Genomic DNA, 16,723 nt, shown 5'->3' on the forward strand with positions numbered 1-16,723 from the left:
CTTCGAATCCTCGGGACCAGGAGCGCCCTATCGTCACGTTTTGTGATCGAACAACTTCCGCTCTTGACGTCTTCTTGACGCCCCGTCTCCTCTGATGGCGGTGATTCCGCCAGTAGTGTGCATGCGTTGCTTTACGCGTTCTTGATGCCGGAGGTGGCCAGGTTGGGGCGTTCTGTCGCCACGCCGACGGGTTCAGTGCGCACCTGGTTGCTCGAGGGTCTCCAGACCGATCGTAAGGAGATCGAGCACGGGCCGCACGCGAAGCATCCGTGGTGGCGCGTGATGTGCCTGACGGGTGTGGACTATTTCTCCACGCTCGGCTACCAGCCGGGGATCGCGGCGCTCGCGGCAGGGTTCCTGTCTCCGCTTGCCACGGTCTTCCTGGTCGCGCTCACGCTGCTGGGCGCGCTGCCGGTCTACCGCCGGGTGTCCGCCGAGAGCCCGTTCGGCCAGGGCTCGATCGCGATGCTGGAGAAGCTGGCGCCGCAGTGGTGGGGCAAGCTGTTCGTCCTGGCCTTGCTCGGGTTCGCGGCCACCGACTTCGTCATCACCATGACGTTGTCGGCCGCCGACGCCACCGCGCACCTCCTGGAGAACCCGTTCGCGCCGCATTGGCTCGAGGGGCAGCGAGTGCCCGTCACACTGTTCCTGCTGGCCCTGCTCGGCGGGGTGTTCCTGATGGGCTTCACCGAGGCGATCGGCATCGCGGTGATCCTCGTCCTCGTCTACCTCGGGCTCAACGCCGTCGTCGTGGTCACCTCGATCATCCACGTGCTCCAGGCGTCCCAGGTGGTCGTTGACTGGACGCACACGCTGGACGCCGGCTACAGCGGCCCACTGGCCATGATCGGTCTGTCGCTGCTGGTGATGCCGAAGCTCGCGCTGGGCATGTCGGGCTTCGAGACGGGCGTCGCCGTGATGCCGATGGTCAGGGGCGACGTACGGCAGCGGATCAGGGGGACCAAGCGGCTGCTCACCGTGGCCGCGCTCGTCATGAGCGTCTTCCTGATCTTCTCCAGCTTCGTCACGACCGTGCTGATCCCGCATGAGGAGTTCGAGGAGGGCGGCAAAGCGAGCGGCCGTGCGCTGGCCTATCTGGCGCACAGGTTCCTGGGTGAGTGGTTCGGCAGCGTGTACGACATCTCCACGATCGCGATCCTGTGGTTCGCGGGCGCCTCGGCGATGGCGGGCCTGATCAACCTGGTGCCGCGCTACCTCCCGCGGTATGGCATGGCGCCCGAATGGACCGGCGCGGTGCGGCCCCTGGTGCTCGTCTTCTCGGCGATCGCGTTCGCCATCACGATCATCTTCGACGCCGACGTGGACGCGCAGGGCGGCGCGTACGCCACAGGGGTGCTGGTGCTGATGCTGTCGGCGGCGGTCGCGGTGACGCTGTCGGCGTTCAGGAAGGGCCAGACGGCCGCCTCGATCGGTTTCGGGCTGATCGCGGCGGTCCTCGCCTACACACTGGTAGACAACGTGGTCGAGCGGCCGGACGGTGTGAAGATCGCGTCGTTCTTCATCGCCGCGATCATCATCACCTCGGTGATTTCCCGGGCCACCCGCTCCACGGAGTTGCGGGTGACCGAGGTCGACCTGGACCCGTTGGCCGAGCGGTGGGTGAACGAGGCCGGCGGCCTGATCCACCTGATCGCCAACGAGCCCCATCAACGTGACCAGCACGAGTACAACGACAAGCTCCGCGAGCAGTGGATCAACCACCGGCTGCGCAGCGACGAGCCGGTGATGTTCGTCGAGGTCACCGTGCCGGACGCCTCGGAGTTCGAGACGGAACTGCACGTCCGGGGCGAGGAGCGCTACGGGCACAGGATCCTGCGGATCGAGAGCTCCGCCGTGCCGAACTCACTGGCCGCACTCCTGCTCCACCTCCGCGACCGCACCGGTGGGGTGCCGCACATCTACTTCCACTGGGCCGAAGGGAACCCGGTGCTCGCCATGCTGCGCTACCTGGTGTTCGGCGGCGGTGACGTGCCCCCGCTCACCCGCGAGGTCCTGCGCAAGGCGGAGCCGGACCTCGAACGCAGACCCCACGTCCACGTCGGCTAGTAGTGCTGGTTACCGCCTCTCGGCGTACTTTACTTTCCTGTGTCGACGAAGCCTTTGAGGTCCGACATCGGCAGCACGCGGCCCGCCGGCGCCAGGTAGCGGGGCCCGGTAGTCGGCGGGCTGCAGGACGCCGAAGGCAGGTCAACTGGGACATCGTCGTGGACCCCACCACCGTCCGGGCGCACCGGTACGCCCCATGCTCCACACCCACCGCTGGCGGTCACGTAGCCGGACGCGGCCTCAGTGTGCGGCGACGACCGGGTCGGCCGTCAGGGGCTCGTCGAGGCGTCGGTGAGCGCTGGACACCTGCACAAGCTCCACACCGGGATCCCAGCGCTGCCAGTCCTCGATGAGGCGCTGCGCGTCCCGCTCGTCCCCGGGGTGGGTGACGTGGACGGCAACCACCCGGTCGCCCAGGGAGACCGTGGCCGAGAGGGCGTCGCAGGTCAGGCGCTGACCACGTGCACCGGCACCACCACGAGGGAGCGGCGAGGGCGGGGAGGGACGGGAGTCCTGCCCAGCTCCAGTCGCCGGCCGATGCGTCCGTAACTCCGGTTGGCCCACTGCGTCGCCAGCACCAGGAACGGCAGCGCCACGACGACGAGCCAGCCGCCCTCGGTGAACTTCGAGACGGTGACCACGATCGCGGCGGCGAAGGTCAGCACTGCGCCCACCCCGTTGAGTGCCGCCTTGCCCTTCCAGCCCCTCGGTCGTTCCGCGGTCCAGTGCAGGACCATGCCGAACTGCGAGAGCGTGAAACCGACGAACACCCCGATGGCGAACAGCGGCACCAGCAGGTTCATGTCCCCGCGGGCGAGGATCAACAGCACGGCCGAGGTGATCGCCAGAAAGGCGATGCCGTAACGGTGGACCTGCCGGTCGGCGCGGAGCGCGAACAGGTGCGGAAGATTGTTGTCCTTCGCCAGCAACTGGGCGAGCACGGGAAGACCACCGAAGGAGGTGTTGGCGGCCAGGGCGAGCAGGATCATCGTGGCGATCTGCACCAGGTAGAACAGCGGGCCGTCGCCCAGGGCGGCCCGAGTGACCTGGGCGAGCACGGTCGCGCCCTCTGCCGGGGCGATGGAGAACTTCTCGATCAATGCGGCGACGCCGATCAGCATGATCGCCAGCAGGCCGGCGAGGACCACCTCGGCCCGCTGCGCTCTCCGTACGCCCGGCTTCCGGAAAGACGGCACCGCGTTGGCGATGGCCTCCACCCCGGTGAGCGAGGCGCATCCGTTGGCGAACGCCCTGAGAAGCAGCAGAACGCCGACCGTTTGCAGGTTGTGCGCCTGCGCGGCGTGCCCGGTAACTTGCGGGTTCGCCGCGGAGCAGGCCGGCCACGATCACCAGCAGGAGAGCACCGACGTACACCACCGTGGGAGCGATGAACGCCCGCGCGCTGTGCGCGATGCCGCGCAGGTTGATCGCGGTGACGAGGGCGAGCACGCCGAGACACAACAGACCGTGAACGGCAGGAGCTCGGGGAACGCGGAGGTGAGCGCCGCGACCCCCGCGGCCACCGAGACGGCCACGTTGAGCACGTAGTCGACGATCAGGCTCGCCCCGGCGACCAGCGCCGCCCGGCGTCCGAGATAGGTCTTCGCCACCGCCGCCCTCGGGGAAGGCGGCGATGACCTGACGGTAGGAGAAGGTCAGCACGGCCAGCAGCCCGGCGATGGTCAGGGTGACCGGGATGGTGAACCCCAGCCCTGCGCCGCCGGCGAGCGCCAGGACGATGACGATCGCCTCGGGGCCGTACGCCATCGAGGCCATCGCGTCCAAGGAAAGAGCAGCAAGACCGCCGATCACTGACAGCCGGTGCCTTCGCCGCTATCAGGGGGCTCCTTCGCCGCGGAGGCCGCGGTAGAGGTGAGCGTTGCGGACATAAGTCCTCCTACTAGGGGAAACGCCCCAATCATCCGCCACTGCCAGAGCCGTTCCAGCCGATCCATACGCGACCTTGACGCCTTCCGTCGCTATCCCTACGAGGGCTTGATGCGCGTCGCCCCGGCGCCGTTTCCGCGGCTCGCTCCTCGCCGTACCGCAGGTCCTGCCGGTCGAGGTCGCGCCGGAGACCGCAGGGGCGCTCCTCTCCGCCGGAAAGCCAGTTCCCGGTCGTCGGCGGCTCCATGAATCGGTCATATCCGTCGGTGAGGTTCTGCTGGAGAATGCACATCACGCGGTCCTGGAGATCGGCCGGCTCATCGTGCCGGCGGGGTCGAATACGATGCCGATTACACCGAGATCATTGATCATGCTCCGCAGCGCGGGCTCACTCAGGCGGATCCAGCCCTGGTCGGCGCCCAGCACCTTCGTCAGTCGGAGCGGTGAGGTGAAGGCCACCGCCGTGGGCTTGCCCTCGGCCGTCCGGAACAGGCGTAGCGCCAGAGAGAACGAACTGCGGCGAACCGGCACATATAACGGATCTTCGAGCATGTCATGCCTTCCAGAGGACTCTACGAAGGCGACGTTAGATTCCACGCGACCAGCAGGAACACCATCGCTACGGAATCCCGACGCCGTGCCCCGGAAAGCTGACGCGATGTTTATGGATGGCCGCGATCCGGGTCGTGTCTTCGGGGGACAGCGCGGCCCTCTTCACCGGCTGGCCGCTGCACCGAGCGGGGGCCGATGCGTGGACCACCACGCAGGACGGGTAGGTGTAGGGCGTTGACCTGTGTGAACAACCTGCGTCAACACAGAAGGGCGGGAGGTGCTGCAGCGATGGGTGGCTGCGTGAGGCATCTCGACGCAGATCGCGTCGCGTTTCTGGCGGCGCTGGTGGTGCCGCTGGCCATCACGGGAGTGCTGGTGCCGCTTCGCGACAGCGTGCCCAATACCAGCGTCGCACTCGTACTGGTCGTGATCGTGGTGGCGGTCGCTGCCCTGGGCAACCGCCTGGCCGGCGCGCTGGCGGCGATATGGGCCGCGGTGTGGTTCAACTTCTTCTTCACCCAGCCCTACCAGCGCTTCACCATCACCAGGCCTGTCGATGTTCAGATCGCGCTGTTGCTACTCGTCGTGGGCCTGGCGGTCTCACAGTTGGCCGCCCGCGCCCGGCGGCTGCAGGTGGTGGCCATCACCGACGCCGACTACCTGGCCCGCATCCACGACACCGCCAAGCTGGCACAGAGCGCCAAGGCGCCGGGAACAGTGGTCGATCACGTCACCGCCCAACTCACCGAGGTACTGCACCTGCGCGGCTGCCGTTTCGAGTACGGCACGTTGATCGGCCACCCGCCCAGGCTGGAGCAAGACGGCAGCGTGACCTGGGGCCGCAAACGCTGGGACGCCGACCATCTGGGCCTGCCCGATAAGGAAGTCGAGCTGCGCACGTTCGGCAACGGCCGCTTCTACGGCCGGTTCATGCTCGACCCCACCCCGGGGGCGATCCCGCCGTTGCAGGCGCGTCTGGTCGCGGTCACCTTGGCCGATCAGGCGGGGTCGGCGTTGGATACCGCCGCAAGCGAAGCGGAGGCATGACGGCCGGCTCAGAGGGTGTGGTGAAGAGGGATCGGCAGGCGCAGACGGCAGATGACGGCATCGGTGTCGCGGCGGATTGCCCGGTCCAAGACGGCGCCGCGCTGATTCTGCAGCAGCCGCTGCCAGGGCTTGGGCAGGTGCATCTCCGGGATGAGAACGACAATCCGGTCGTGGCGGTTTTCGGCGGCAACCGCGCGTAGGTAGTCGACGATCGGCCTGGTCAGCGAGCGGGTGTGACTGTGCAGGACGACGAGGGGAACATCGGGCCGCCAGGCGTTCCACGCCCTGCGCACCGTGTCGGCGGACCCGGCCTCGGAATCTTCAGGGTGCACGACGGTGAGCGCACGGACCTCATCGCCCAAGGACAGCGCGGCGCTGAGGGCTTCTTGGGTGAGGAGGTTGACCGCGCCGACCGGGACGATGACCAGTCAGGGGCGGGGTACGGGGTGGGCGGGCACCTGTCCCAGATGCAGGGCGGCGCCGATGCGCCGGTAGGTGCGGTGCACCGCCTCGAACACCAGGACCAAGACGGCGACGGCCACGAACACCAGCCAGCCGCCCTCGTGCCATTTGGCCACCAGCGCCACGACCAGCGCCACGGCGGTCAGCAGCGCTCCCAGCCCGTTCAGGGCGGCATGCCCGGACCAGCCGGGGCCGCGGTCCAGGCGCCAGTGCCGGACCATGCCGATCTGGGAGAGGGTGAAGCCGATGAACACCCCAATAGCGAAGATCGGCACCAGCACCTGAGTGTTTCCCCTCGCTACCAGCAGCAGGATCAGCGCCAGGACGGCGAGCACGGTGACGCCGTAGCGGTAGACCTGCCGGTCGGCACGCAGGGCGAACAGGTGCGGCAGATGGTGGTCCTGGGCCAGGCGCGAGGCCAGGACGGGCAGACCTCCGAAGGAGGTGTTGGCCGCCAAGGCCAGCAGCACCATGGTGGCGAACTGCACGACGTAGAAGGCGGCATTGTGGCCGAGTGCGGCGTCGGTCAGTTGCGCCAAGACGGTCTTGGTGGGACTCGGGGCGACGCGGAACTTGTCGATCAGCAGTGACAGGCCGATCAGCATCGCCCCCGGCAGGACGCCCAGGGTGACCTCGGTGCGTTGGGCCCGCTGAATGCGGGGGGTGCGGAAGGTGGGAACGGCGTTGGCGATGGCCTCCACCCCGATCAGGGCCGAGCAGCCGCTGGCGAAAGCGCGCAGCAGCAGCAGCGCCCCGACGGTGGCGGTGGCCGAGCCGGTCGGGTGGGCGGGCTCGGTGGCGGGTTGGTCGCGTAGCAGCCCGGCCAGGACGACGGCGGCGATCGCCGCGACGAACACCACCGTCGGAGCGATCATCACCTTCGCCGACTCCGCGACGCCGTACAGGTTGACGGCAGTGATCAGCACCAACACGAGCACGCACAGCGGTACCCGCTCGCTGTGCAGGGCGGGGAAGGCCGAGGTGAAGGCGGCGACGCCGGCGGAGACCGCCACCGCGACGTTGAGCACGTAGTCGATGATCAGTGAGGCGGCGGCGACCAGGCCCGTACGCGACGGACGACAGCGCGTCCAGCGACAGCGCCGCCACCCCCTGCGGCACGGTGAGCCGGTCCCGCTCACGACGCTGGAGCGCAGCGCCGCTTGCGGAACGATTCACCCCTCTGGCATCGCCAGCGCCCGCAGACACCAGCCCTCTCCGTCTCACTCAGCTCAATGGAAGTGATTCCCTGAAATCCCTGTTCACCGTCCATCGGTTGAGGATCGAACGCGCAGAATCCGCCTCACCACGCCGAGGGCATGCCTCAGCCGCGTAGAGACGGCGTAAATGTTCCGGCCTTCGGCGTATGAAAGGCATCAAGAACATCAAAACTTCTTAAACCTGGCGCTTTGCTGGTTCGTGGCCGTCTGTACGGCGGCCAAGGCAAGCATCCGGATTTGAGGAAGTGAGATGGCCGACGTCATCTTCGTCGCCCTGACGGTCGCGATATTCGCGATCTGCGGGCTCGTGGTGAAGGCGGTGGAGCGCCTGTGAGCGCTGTCAACGCCGTGGGTCTGGTCGTGGCCGCCGGCCTGGTGATCTTCATGATCGCGGCCCTGCTGTTCCCGGAGCGTTTCTGATGTCGCCGACCGCGGCCGGGATCGTGTTCATCGCATCCCTCGTCGTCGCCCTGGTGCTGACGCACCGGCCGCTCGGCGACTACATGTACCGCGTCTACAGCGGCACGCGGCACCTGGCCTTCGAGCGAGTGTTCTACCGTCTCATCGGGGTCCGGCCGGACACCGAGCAACGGTGGAACGTCTACGCCCGCAGCGTTCTCGCCTTCTCGGCCGTCTCGATCCTGTTCCTCTACGCCTTCCAGCGCCTGCAGGACAAACTGCTGCTGAACCTCGGCTTTCCCGGGGTGACGGACCACGTGGCGTGGAACACCGCGGTCAGTTTCGTCACCAACACCAACTGGCAGGCGTACTCGGGTGAGTCCACGATGGGCCACCTGGTGCAGATGGCCGGCCTGGCGGTGCAGAACTTCGTGTCGGCCGCCGTCGGCATGTCCGTGGCGATCGCCCTGGTGCGCGGCTTCGCCCGCAAGCAGACGGACAGTCTCGGCAACTTCTGGGTGGACCTGGTCCGCGGCACGATCCGCATCCTGCTGCCGATCGCGTTCGTCGGGGCGCTCCTCCTGGTGGCCGGCGGAGTAATCCAGAACTTCTCGGGCGTCCACGAGGTCGCCACGCTGGCCGGGGGCACGCAGAGCATCACCGGCGGGCCGGTGGCCAGTCAGGAGATCATCAAGGAGCTCGGCAACAACGGCGGCGGCTTCTACAACGCCAACTCCGCTCACCCCTTCGAGAACCCGGCCTCCTGGACGAACTGGCTGGAGATCTTCCTGATCCTCGTGCTGCCGTTCGCGCTGCCGCGCACGTTCGGCCGCATGGCCGGCGACCGGCGGCAGGGCTACGCGATCGTCTCGATCATGGGCGTACTGGCCTTCGCCGGCGTCGCGCTGGTCACCGGGCTGGAGGTAGCGCACCACGGCACCGTTCCGCAGGCGGTCGGCGCCGCGATGGAAGGCAAGGAGGTCAGGTTCGGCGTGCCGAACTCGGGGACCTTCGCCGCGGCCACGACGCTGACCTCGACCGGCGCCGTGAACTCCTTCCACGACTCCTACACCGCGCTCGGTGGCATGATGACGATGTTCGACATGATGCTGGGCGAGGTGGCGCCGGGCGGGGTGGGCGCGGGCCTGTACGGCATGCTCGTGCTGGCGGTGATCACCGTCTTCGTCGCCGGCCTGATGGTGGGCCGTACGCCGGAGTACCTGGGCAAGAAGATCGGCTCCCGCGAGATCAAGCTCGCCTCGCTCTACTTCCTGACCACGCCCGCGCTCGTACTCGTGGGCACCGCCCTGGCCATGGCCTCGCCCGAGCAGCGGGCGAGCATGCTCAACTCCGGGCCGCACGGTCTGTCCGAAGTGCTCTACGCGTTCACCAGCGCCTCCAACAACAACGGGTCGGCGTTCGCCGGCATCACCGTGAACACCCCTTGGTACGACACCGCGCTCGGGCTCTGCATGGCCTTCGGCCGGTTCCTGCCGATCGTCTTCGTGCTCGGCCTCGCCGGCTCGCTGGCCAGGCAGGCCCCCGTACCGGCCTCGGCGGGCACGCTCCCCACCCACCGCCCGCAGTTCGTCGGCATGGTCGTGGGCGTGACGATCATCGTGGTGGCGCTGACCTTCCTCCCCGCTCTGGCGCTCGGCCCGCTCGCAGAAGGAATCCAGTGATGACAGTGCTTCAGGCGCCGGAAGCTCCGGGCCACGCACCCGCTCCCGAGAAGGGCGGCAAGGTCGGCGGCGGCCTGCTCGACCCGAAGCAGCTCCTCACCTCGCTGCCCGACGCGCTGCGGAAGCTGAACCCCGTCACGCTTTGGCGCAACCCGGTGATGTTCATCGTCGAGGTCGGCGCGGCGTTCACCACCGTGCTCGCGGTCACCGATCCCTCGTTCTTCGCCTGGGCCATCGTGGTGTGGCTGTGGCTGACCGTCGTGTTCGCCAACCTGGCCGAAGCCGTGGCCGAGGGACGGGGCAAGGCCCAGGCCGCCACGTTGCGCGCGGCCAAGCGCGACACCACGGCGCGCCGTCTCAAGGACTGGCGGTCCGGACAGGCGGCGGTCCAATGGGACACCGTGGGCGCCCCCGAACTCCGGCAGGGCGATGTCGTCGTCGTCGAGGCCGGGGAGATCATCCCGGGCGACGGCGACGTGGTCGAGGGCATCGCCAGCGTGGACGAGTCGGCCATCACCGGCGAGTCCGCCCCCGTGATCCGGGAGTCCGGCGGTGACCGTTCGGCCGTCACGGGCGGCACGAAGGTCCTGTCCGACCGGGTCATCGTACGGATCACCCAGAAGCCCGGAGAGAGCTTCATCGACCGGATGATCGCCCTGGTCGAGGGCGCCAACAGGCAGAAGACCCCCAACGAGATCGCCCTCAACATCCTGCTGGCCGCGCTGACGATCATTTTCCTGATCGCCACCGTCACCATGCAGCCGCTGGCGATCTACTCGAAGGCGCAGAACCCCGGTATCCCCGACTCCCTGGCCCTGAACGGGCACGGCGTCACCGGCATCGTGCTGATCTCGCTGCTGGTCTGCCTCATCCCGACCACGATCGGGGCGCTGCTGTCGGCCATCGGCATCGCCGGCATGGACCGCCTGGTGCAGCGCAACGTGCTGGCCATGTCCGGCCGTGCGGTGGAGGCCGCCGGTGACGTCAGCACGCTGCTGCTCGACAAGACCGGCACGATCACCCTGGGCAACCGGCAGGCGGCCGAGTTCCTCCCGGTGCCCGGGGTGCCCGTCATGGAGCTGGCGCGGGCGGCGCAGCTGTCCAGCCTGGCGGACGAGACTCCCGAGGGCCGGTCGATCGTGGTCTATGCCAAGAACGCCTACGCCCTTCGCGAGCGGCGGCCGGGCGAGCTGACGCACGCCGACTGGGTTCCGTTCACCGCGCAGACCCGCATGTCCGGCGTCGACGTCGACGGGCGCCGGGTCCGCAAGGGCGCCGCGACCGCCGTCATGAAGTGGGTGCGTGACAACGGCGGCCATCCGACCGGGCACGTCGGTCAGCTGGTCGACGGCATCTCCGCCTCCGGCGGCACTCCGCTGGTGGTGGGCGAGGTCACCGACGACGGCACCGCCCGTGTCCTCGGGGTCATCCACCTCAAGGACGTCGTCAAGACGGGCATGCGCGAGCGGTTCGACGAGATGCGCCGGATGGGCATCCGCACCGTGATGATCACCGGGGACAACCCGCTCACCGCCAAGGCCATCGCCGACGAGGCGGGCGTGGACGACTTCCTCGCGGAGGCGACTCCCGAGGACAAGCTCGCGCTGATCCGCAAGGAGCAGGAGGGCGGGCGGCTGGTCGCGATGACCGGCGACGGCACCAACGACGCCCCGGCGCTGGCCCAGGCCGACGTCGGCGTGGCGATGAACACCGGCACCTCGGCGGCCAAGGAGGCCGGGAACATGGTCGACCTCGACTCCAACCCGACCAAGCTCATCGAGATCGTCGAAATCGGCAAGCAGTTGCTGATCACGCGGGGGGCGCTGACGACCTTCTCCATCGCCAACGACATCGCGAAGTATTTCGCGATCATCCCGGCCATGTTCGCGGCCGTCTATCCGGGCCTGGACACGCTGAACGTGATGCGGTTGCACAGCCCCCAGTCGGCCATCCTGTCCGCGGTGATCTTCAACGCCCTGGTCATCGTCGCGCTGATCCCGCTCGCCCTGCGCGGCGTCAGGTATCGCCCCTCCAGCGCGTCCAGACTGCTCAGCCGCAACCTCTACGTCTACGGCCTCGGCGGAATCGTCGTCCCGTTCATCGGCATCAAGCTCATCGACCTGCTCATCATGTTCCTTCCGGGGATGTCATAAATGGAACGCCTGCCAAGCTGGATCCGCCGGCACCTCGCGGCGCTGCGCGCGCTTCTCGTGCTCACCCTGGTGACCGGCGCGATCTACCCACTGCTCGTCACGGGCGTCGCCCAGGCCGTGTTCGACGGCAACGCCGACGGCTCCCTCGTACAGAAGGGCGGCAAGGACGTGGGCAGCACCCTGATCGGCCAGAGCTTCACCGACGGGGACGGCGACCCGATCAAGACGTACTTCCAGAGCCGGCCTTCGGCGGCGGGCGACGGGTACGACCCGACCTCCACCGCCGCGAGTAACCTCGGCCCGGAGGACGTCCTCGACACCCTCCCGGTGGCGGGCGCGAAGGACGACGAGGGGAACCCCGACACCGGCAGGCAGAGCCTGCTCACCCAGGTGTGCGCCCGTTCCAAGGTGGTCGGCGAGCTGGAGGGCGTCAGCGGCGCCCGGCCGTACTGCACCGGTGACGGGGTCGGCGCGGTGCTGAAGGTCTTCCCCACCGTCGGCACACCCACCCGGGTGGTCAGCGTCAACCAGGCATGTCCCGCCACGCCGTTCATCCCGGTCTATCAAGGGGTGAAGGTCGAGTGCGGCAGGCCCGGACAGGACTACTCGGCCGGCCGCACCGTGCCGGTGCGCGGAAACGCCCGAGCGGTCGTCCCGCCGGACGCCGTCACCGCGAGCGGCAGCGGCCTCGACCCCCACATCTCCGTCGCGTACGCCGAGTTGCAGGCTCCCCGGGTAGCCAGGGAGCGCGGACTCGGCGTGGACACGGTGCGGGCCCTCATCGGGCGGCACACCGCCGGCAGGGCGCTCGGGTTCATGGGAGAACCCGGCGTGAACGTGCTGGAGCTCAACCTGGATCTGGACAGGCTGAAGGGATGAGGTAGATGGCGCGCGGGCGGCTGCGGGTGTATCTGGGGGCGGCCCCCGGAGTCGGCAAGACCTACGCGATGCTCAGCGAAGGTCGCAGGGCCACGGAACGGGACAAGGATGTGGTCGTGGGTCTCGTCGAGACGCACGACCGCCCCCGCACCGCCGAACTCCTGGAGGGCATGGAGGTCCTCCCACGGCGGCGTGTCGTCTACAGGGGTGCGACCTTCACCGAGCTGGACGTCGAGGCGGTCGTCGCCCGCGCACCAAAGATCGTCCTGGTCGACGAGCTGGCGCACACCAACGTGCCCGGCTCGCGCAACGTCAAGCGCTGGCAGGACATCGACGAGCTCCTCGACGCCGGGATCGACGTCGTCTCGACGGTGAACATCCAGCACCTGGAGTCGGTCAACGACGTCGTCCAGGAGATCACGGGCGTGCCGCAGCGGGAGACCGCGCCGGACGAGGTCGTACGGCGGGCCGACCAGGTCGAGCTCGTCGACATGTCCCCCGAGGCACTGCGCCGCCGGATGGCCCACGGCAACGTCTACCCACCAGAGAAGGTGGACGCCGCCTTGTCCGACTACTTCCGGGTGGGCAACCTGACGGCCCTGCGCGAGCTGGCCCTGCTGTGGGTGGCGGACAAGGTGGACGAACAGCTCGACCGCTACCGCGCCGAGCACGGCATCGCGGGCACCTGGGAGGCCCGGGAACGCGTCGTCGTCGCGCTGACCGGCGGGCCGGAGGGCGACACCCTCATCAGGCGCGCCGCCCGCATCGCCGCCAGGAGCAAGGGCGCCGACCTGCTGGCCGTGCACGTCACCCGGGCCGACGGGCTGGCCGGCGGCGACCCGGCGCTGCTGGCGCGCCAGCGCACGCTGGTGGAGAGCATCGGCGGGACCTACCACCAGGTCGTCGGCGACGACGTCCCCCGCGCGCTGCTCGACTTCGCCCGCGGCGTCAACGCCACTCAGCTCGTGCTCGGCGCCTCTCGGCGGGGACGGTTCGCCCAGCTCTTCTCCCGCGGGGTGGGGGTCGAGACGACGGCCCGCTCGGGGTCGATCGACGTTCACATGATCACTCATGAGCAGGTCAGCAAGGGCAGGCATCCCTTGCGGCCGCGTGCCGCGCTCACCCGCAACCGGCGGATCGCGGGCTGGGCCACGGCGATCCTCGGGCTTCCCCTCCTGACGCTGGCGTTGCTGCCGTTCCGCCACAACCTGTCGCTGCCCAGTGAGATCCTGCTGTTCCTGCTGGCCGTCGTGGGCGTCGCCCTGATCGGCGGCAGGTGGCCCGCGGTGACCGCCGCGGTGGGCGGCTCACTTCTGCTGAACTACTTCTTCACCCCGCCCGTCAACCGGTTCACCATCGCCGACCCGGAGAATCTGCTCGCCCTGACGATCTACGTACTGGTTGCGATCATGGTGAGCACCGTCGTCGACCTGGCCGCCCGGCGCACGCGCGAGGCCGCCCGGGCCCAGGCCGACGCCGAGGTCCTGTCCACCCTGGCAGGGCACGTGCTGCGTGGCGAGCACGCGCTGCCCTCGCTGCTCGCCAGGCTGCGGGAGACCTTCGCGCTCACCTCGGTCACGCTGCTCGAACGCCGCCCCGAGGCTACGACGAGCCCTGATGCCCAGTCGGAGCCCGAGGCGTGGCGCATCGTCGCCACCGCCGGGGGCGCGCCCTGCACCTGTCCGGGTGTCGCGGACACAGATGTGGCCGTCGACGACGACCTCGTCCTGGCCCTGCGCGGGCGGCTGCTCGACGCCGCGGACCGCCGCGTGCTCCAGGCCTTCGCCGCCGAGGCCGCAGTGGCCCTCCGACAGGAGCGTCTGCGTGAGGAGGCCGAGAAGGCCAGACCACTGGCGGAGGCGGACAAGATGCGCACCGCGCTGCTGGCCGCTGTCAGCCACGACCTGCGCACCCCGCTGGCATCGGCGCGTGCGGCCGTGGAGAGCCTGCGCGCCACCGACGTCGACTGGTCACCCGACGATCGAGAGGAGCTGCTCGCCACGGCGGACGAGTCGCTGTACAAGCTCGACCGGCTCGTGGCGAACCTGCTCGACATGAGCCGGCTGCAGGCCGGAGTGCTCGGACTGTCGGTTCAGCCGGTGGCTCTGGAGGAGATCGTGCCCCGATCGATCGACGACCTCGGGCCGCTGAGTGACCAGGTGGAAGGGGACATCGCGCTCGATCTTCCCGAGATCGTCGCCGATCCCGCGCTGGTCGAACGCATTCTGGTCAACCTGATGACCAACGCCGTCCGCTACAGCCCGGACGGCAGGAAGGTTCTGATCACCGCGAGCTGGCACGGCGACAATGTGGAGGTCCGCGTCACCGATCGTGGTCCCGGCATCCCGTCCGAGGCGTACGACCGTGTCTTCATGCCCTTCCAGCGCCTCGGCGACCGGGACAACCACACCGGCATCGGCCTCGGCCTCGCGCTCTCCCGCGGCCTGGCGGAAGCCATGGGAGGCAGCCTCACGCCCGAGGAGACCCCGGGCGGCGGTCTCACCATGGTCCTCGCCCTGCCCATCTCCTCGCGAGCCGGGATCGCACGAGAGGGAACGACATGACCCGAATTCTTGTCGTCGACGACGAGCCACAGATCCTCAGGGCACTGCGCATCAACCTGGCCGCCCGTCGATACGAGGTCGAAGTCGCCGGTGACGGCTCCTCCGCCCTGCGCGCCGCCGCCGACCGGCACCCCGACGTGGTTCTGCAGGCAGCCCCGGTTGACGGGGCGTGAGCGACGCCACGGGAAATCAGGCCGTCGACACCGGGGAGGCGAGGGGGAGCTGAACGACGAAGCGGGCCCCGCCACTGGGAGAGGGTTCCACCCACACGGATCCGTTGTGGGTCTTGACGATCTCCCGGACGATGCTCAGCCCGAGGCCCGCGCCGACGTCGCCGCGCCGGGACTCGCTCGTGAGCTGGTACAACCGATCGAAGACGCGCTCCCGCTCATGCGGGGGAATGCCGGGGCCGTCATCTGACACCGCCAGCCGTGCGAAGCGGTCACCGCATCCGACGTCGACCCGCACGCTGTGCCTGGCGTGGCGCTGGGCGTTGTCCAGCAGGTTGGTAAGGATCTCGCGCATCTGCGTATGCATGGCTTCGACCTGACCACCGGAAGTGGAACTCACCTCGACGGGTATCGGGTCGGTTCGGGCAGCGACTTCCTGCCTGACCAGCTCGCTCAGATCGATCATCTCCTTTCTCTGGGCGACACGACCACGGGCGATCAGCAGGAGGTCGGTCGCGAGCGCCTCCAGTCGGTCCACCTCCCGCAGCACCTCCCTGAACGCGCCGGGGCAGTCGGCGTGATCAGGGTCGGCGATCGCCTCTTCCACACTGACGCGTATGCCGGCCAGCGGGGAGCGGATCTCGTGGGCGACGGTGGAGGCGAACTGCCGCTCGCGGTCCAGCATGTCCAGGCTCACGTTGATGTTGCCGACCAGCTGGCTCATCTGCGTCGGATCCCGATGCCGGGTGATCTGGTCGTACTCGTCTCTGACGTTGATCCGGGCGAGGTCGTCTGAGATCACGCCGACCCGACGCAGCAGCCGGAGGACGCCGATCACGCCGGCGAGCAGGGCAGCCGGCACCCCCAGCGCCTTCCGCAGGCGGCTCCATGAACCAGTGCCGCTGCCCCACACCGCCTGGTGCCGTCGTCGACGCCAACTCAGCATGTGTCTACTTTGTCCCTCGCACTCTCCTCGCACAACCACATAACCTTCTGACCAGCAAAAACAGTACGTTCATTGGTTCGGGGACTGTGTAGCGGTCGCCGCGTCGGCGTAACGGCCGGGCCATGACCACGAGCGCAGGGCGCGCCGGAAGCAGGGAGAGCCGGCGCGGTATGTAGGCGAGGCTGACGCCGCGCTGAAGCGTGACCTGCTGTCCCGGGCTCGTCGCCTGGTGTTCCCGGTGCGGTGGGAGGAGATGGTCGGCGTGAGCGGCGAGCGGGGGACTGAGCGATGCCGGCAGAGGACATGGGCGACATGGTGACGGTCGAGCTGTTCTTCCAGTGCAGGCACGACGTCGTCAGCGAGGAGAGCCGGCTTCCCCGGGCCGACTGGGACGCGATGAGCGCGGGCCGGTGCGAGAGATAGCTGGCTAGTACTACAGCCAGGTTTTGTGATCTATAGTTCTGGATCATGTCGGATGAGCTGACCGCGGGCGACCTTCAGGAGTGGGTGGCCGGGCTGGATGTGTTGTTCGCGCGGGTGGCGGGACGGTTCGGGCGGGTGGAACCGCGCAGGCAGGCGCGGGCGTACCTGCTGGGGCTGCTGGCTCCGATCGAGCGCAAGAACGGCTGGCAGCTGGCGGAGGCGGCCGGGGATGCGGCTCCTGATCGCATGCAGCGCTTGTTGAACAGTGCACGCTG

At 68.7% G+C, this 16,723-nt stretch carries 16 protein-coding genes and 1 pseudogene; 10 read left to right on the forward strand and 7 right to left on the reverse strand.

All coding sequences use genetic code 11. The annotated features are described in order from the left end of the window. Positions 1–207 precede the first annotated feature (207 nt). Positions 208–2,067: an amino acid transporter gene (locus HHX33_RS20775; RefSeq protein ID WP_220502015.1), complete on the forward strand. Its 1,860-nt coding sequence runs from the start codon at positions 208–210 to the stop codon at positions 2,065–2,067. A gap of 240 nt (positions 2,068–2,307) precedes the next feature. On the opposite strand, the gene HHX33_RS35040 is transcribed toward HHX33_RS20775, so the two are convergent. The 4 genes from HHX33_RS35040 to HHX33_RS20785 form a co-directional block, all read right to left on the reverse strand. Beyond that, positions 2,308–2,472, reverse strand: coding sequence for a hypothetical protein (locus tag HHX33_RS35040; RefSeq protein ID WP_220502016.1), 165 nt, complete (start codon positions 2,470–2,472; stop codon positions 2,308–2,310). A 41-nt stretch (positions 2,473–2,513) separates the two neighbouring features. Then, the gene (locus tag HHX33_RS35045) at positions 2,514–3,284 is read right to left on the reverse strand and encodes an amino acid permease (protein ID WP_396785279.1); all 771 of its coding nucleotides are present in this window, start codon (positions 3,282–3,284) and stop codon (positions 2,514–2,516) included. Between the two features lie 129 nt (positions 3,285–3,413). Then, positions 3,414–3,677 (reverse strand): hypothetical protein, encoded by a 264-nt coding sequence (locus tag HHX33_RS35050; RefSeq protein WP_220502017.1) that lies wholly within the window; start codon positions 3,675–3,677, stop codon positions 3,414–3,416. Between the two features lie 568 nt (positions 3,678–4,245). Next, positions 4,246–4,506 (reverse strand): SAV_915 family protein, encoded by a 261-nt coding sequence (locus tag HHX33_RS20785; RefSeq protein ID WP_182876070.1) that lies wholly within the window; start codon positions 4,504–4,506, stop codon positions 4,246–4,248. A gap of 300 nt (positions 4,507–4,806) precedes the next feature. On the opposite strand from HHX33_RS20785, the gene HHX33_RS20790 reads away from it, so the two are divergent. Then, complete coding sequence (locus tag HHX33_RS20790) at positions 4,807–5,553, forward strand: DUF4118 domain-containing protein (RefSeq protein WP_310741456.1); 747 nt, start codon at positions 4,807–4,809, stop codon at positions 5,551–5,553. 8 nt (positions 5,554–5,561) lie between these two features. Here the strand turns inward: HHX33_RS20790 and HHX33_RS35055 are convergent, their stop codons facing one another. Beyond that, positions 5,562–5,915, reverse strand: a complete 354-nt coding sequence (locus HHX33_RS35055; protein WP_220502018.1) for a hypothetical protein — start codon at positions 5,913–5,915, stop codon at positions 5,562–5,564. Between the two features lie 66 nt (positions 5,916–5,981). Next, on the reverse strand, positions 5,982–7,154 hold the full coding sequence (locus tag HHX33_RS20795) for an amino acid permease (RefSeq protein ID WP_220502019.1): 1,173 nt from the start codon (positions 7,152–7,154) through the stop codon (positions 5,982–5,984). Positions 7,155–7,562: 408 nt separating this feature from the next. Here HHX33_RS20795 and kdpF point away from each other — a divergent pair, with 408 nt between their 5' ends. Genes kdpF through HHX33_RS20825 form a run of 6 tightly spaced genes read left to right on the forward strand, consistent with a single transcriptional unit; the run spans position 7,563 to position 15,082 of the window. Then, positions 7,563–7,652, forward strand: coding sequence for a K(+)-transporting ATPase subunit F (gene kdpF, locus HHX33_RS20800; RefSeq protein WP_182876072.1), 90 nt, complete (start codon positions 7,563–7,565; stop codon positions 7,650–7,652). Beyond that, on the forward strand, positions 7,652–9,313 hold the full coding sequence (kdpA, locus tag HHX33_RS20805) for a potassium-transporting ATPase subunit KdpA (RefSeq protein WP_182876073.1): 1,662 nt from the start codon (positions 7,652–7,654) through the stop codon (positions 9,311–9,313). The genes kdpF and kdpA overlap by 1 nt, the downstream gene beginning before the upstream one ends. Further along, positions 9,313–11,466 carry a potassium-transporting ATPase subunit KdpB gene (gene kdpB, locus HHX33_RS20810; protein ID WP_182876074.1) on the forward strand — a complete coding sequence of 718 codons (2,154 nt, stop codon included), beginning with the start codon at positions 9,313–9,315 and terminating at the stop codon, positions 11,464–11,466. Before kdpA ends, kdpB begins: the two co-directional genes overlap by 1 nt. After that, positions 11,467–12,345, forward strand: coding sequence for a potassium-transporting ATPase subunit C (locus HHX33_RS20815; RefSeq protein ID WP_182876075.1), 879 nt, complete (start codon positions 11,467–11,469; stop codon positions 12,343–12,345). Positions 12,346–12,350: 5 nt separating this feature from the next. Next, positions 12,351–14,909 (forward strand): DUF4118 domain-containing protein, encoded by a 2,559-nt coding sequence (locus HHX33_RS20820; RefSeq protein WP_182876076.1) that lies wholly within the window; start codon positions 12,351–12,353, stop codon positions 14,907–14,909. Beyond that, positions 14,906–15,082, forward strand: coding sequence for a response regulator (locus HHX33_RS20825; RefSeq protein ID WP_396785285.1), 177 nt, complete (start codon positions 14,906–14,908; stop codon positions 15,080–15,082). The genes HHX33_RS20820 and HHX33_RS20825 overlap by 4 nt, the downstream gene beginning before the upstream one ends. 16 nt (positions 15,083–15,098) lie before the next feature. Here HHX33_RS20825 and HHX33_RS20830 read toward each other — a convergent pair whose 3' ends face one another. Next, positions 15,099–15,941 (reverse strand): sensor histidine kinase, encoded by an 843-nt coding sequence (locus tag HHX33_RS20830; RefSeq protein WP_182876077.1) that lies wholly within the window; start codon positions 15,939–15,941, stop codon positions 15,099–15,101. A 372-nt stretch (positions 15,942–16,313) separates the two neighbouring features. On the opposite strand from HHX33_RS20830, the gene HHX33_RS36270 reads away from it, so the two are divergent. Next, positions 16,314–16,448, forward strand: coding sequence for a hypothetical protein (locus HHX33_RS36270; RefSeq protein ID WP_259402673.1), 135 nt, complete (start codon positions 16,314–16,316; stop codon positions 16,446–16,448). A 45-nt stretch (positions 16,449–16,493) separates the two neighbouring features. Continuing rightward, a pseudogene (locus HHX33_RS20835) lies at positions 16,494–16,723 on the forward strand (IS701 family transposase); the annotation flags it as partial.

It is taken from the genome of Microbispora sp. H10670, from assembly GCF_014161385.1.
Classification (GTDB): domain Bacteria; phylum Actinomycetota; class Actinomycetes; order Streptosporangiales; family Streptosporangiaceae; genus Microbispora; species Microbispora triticiradicis.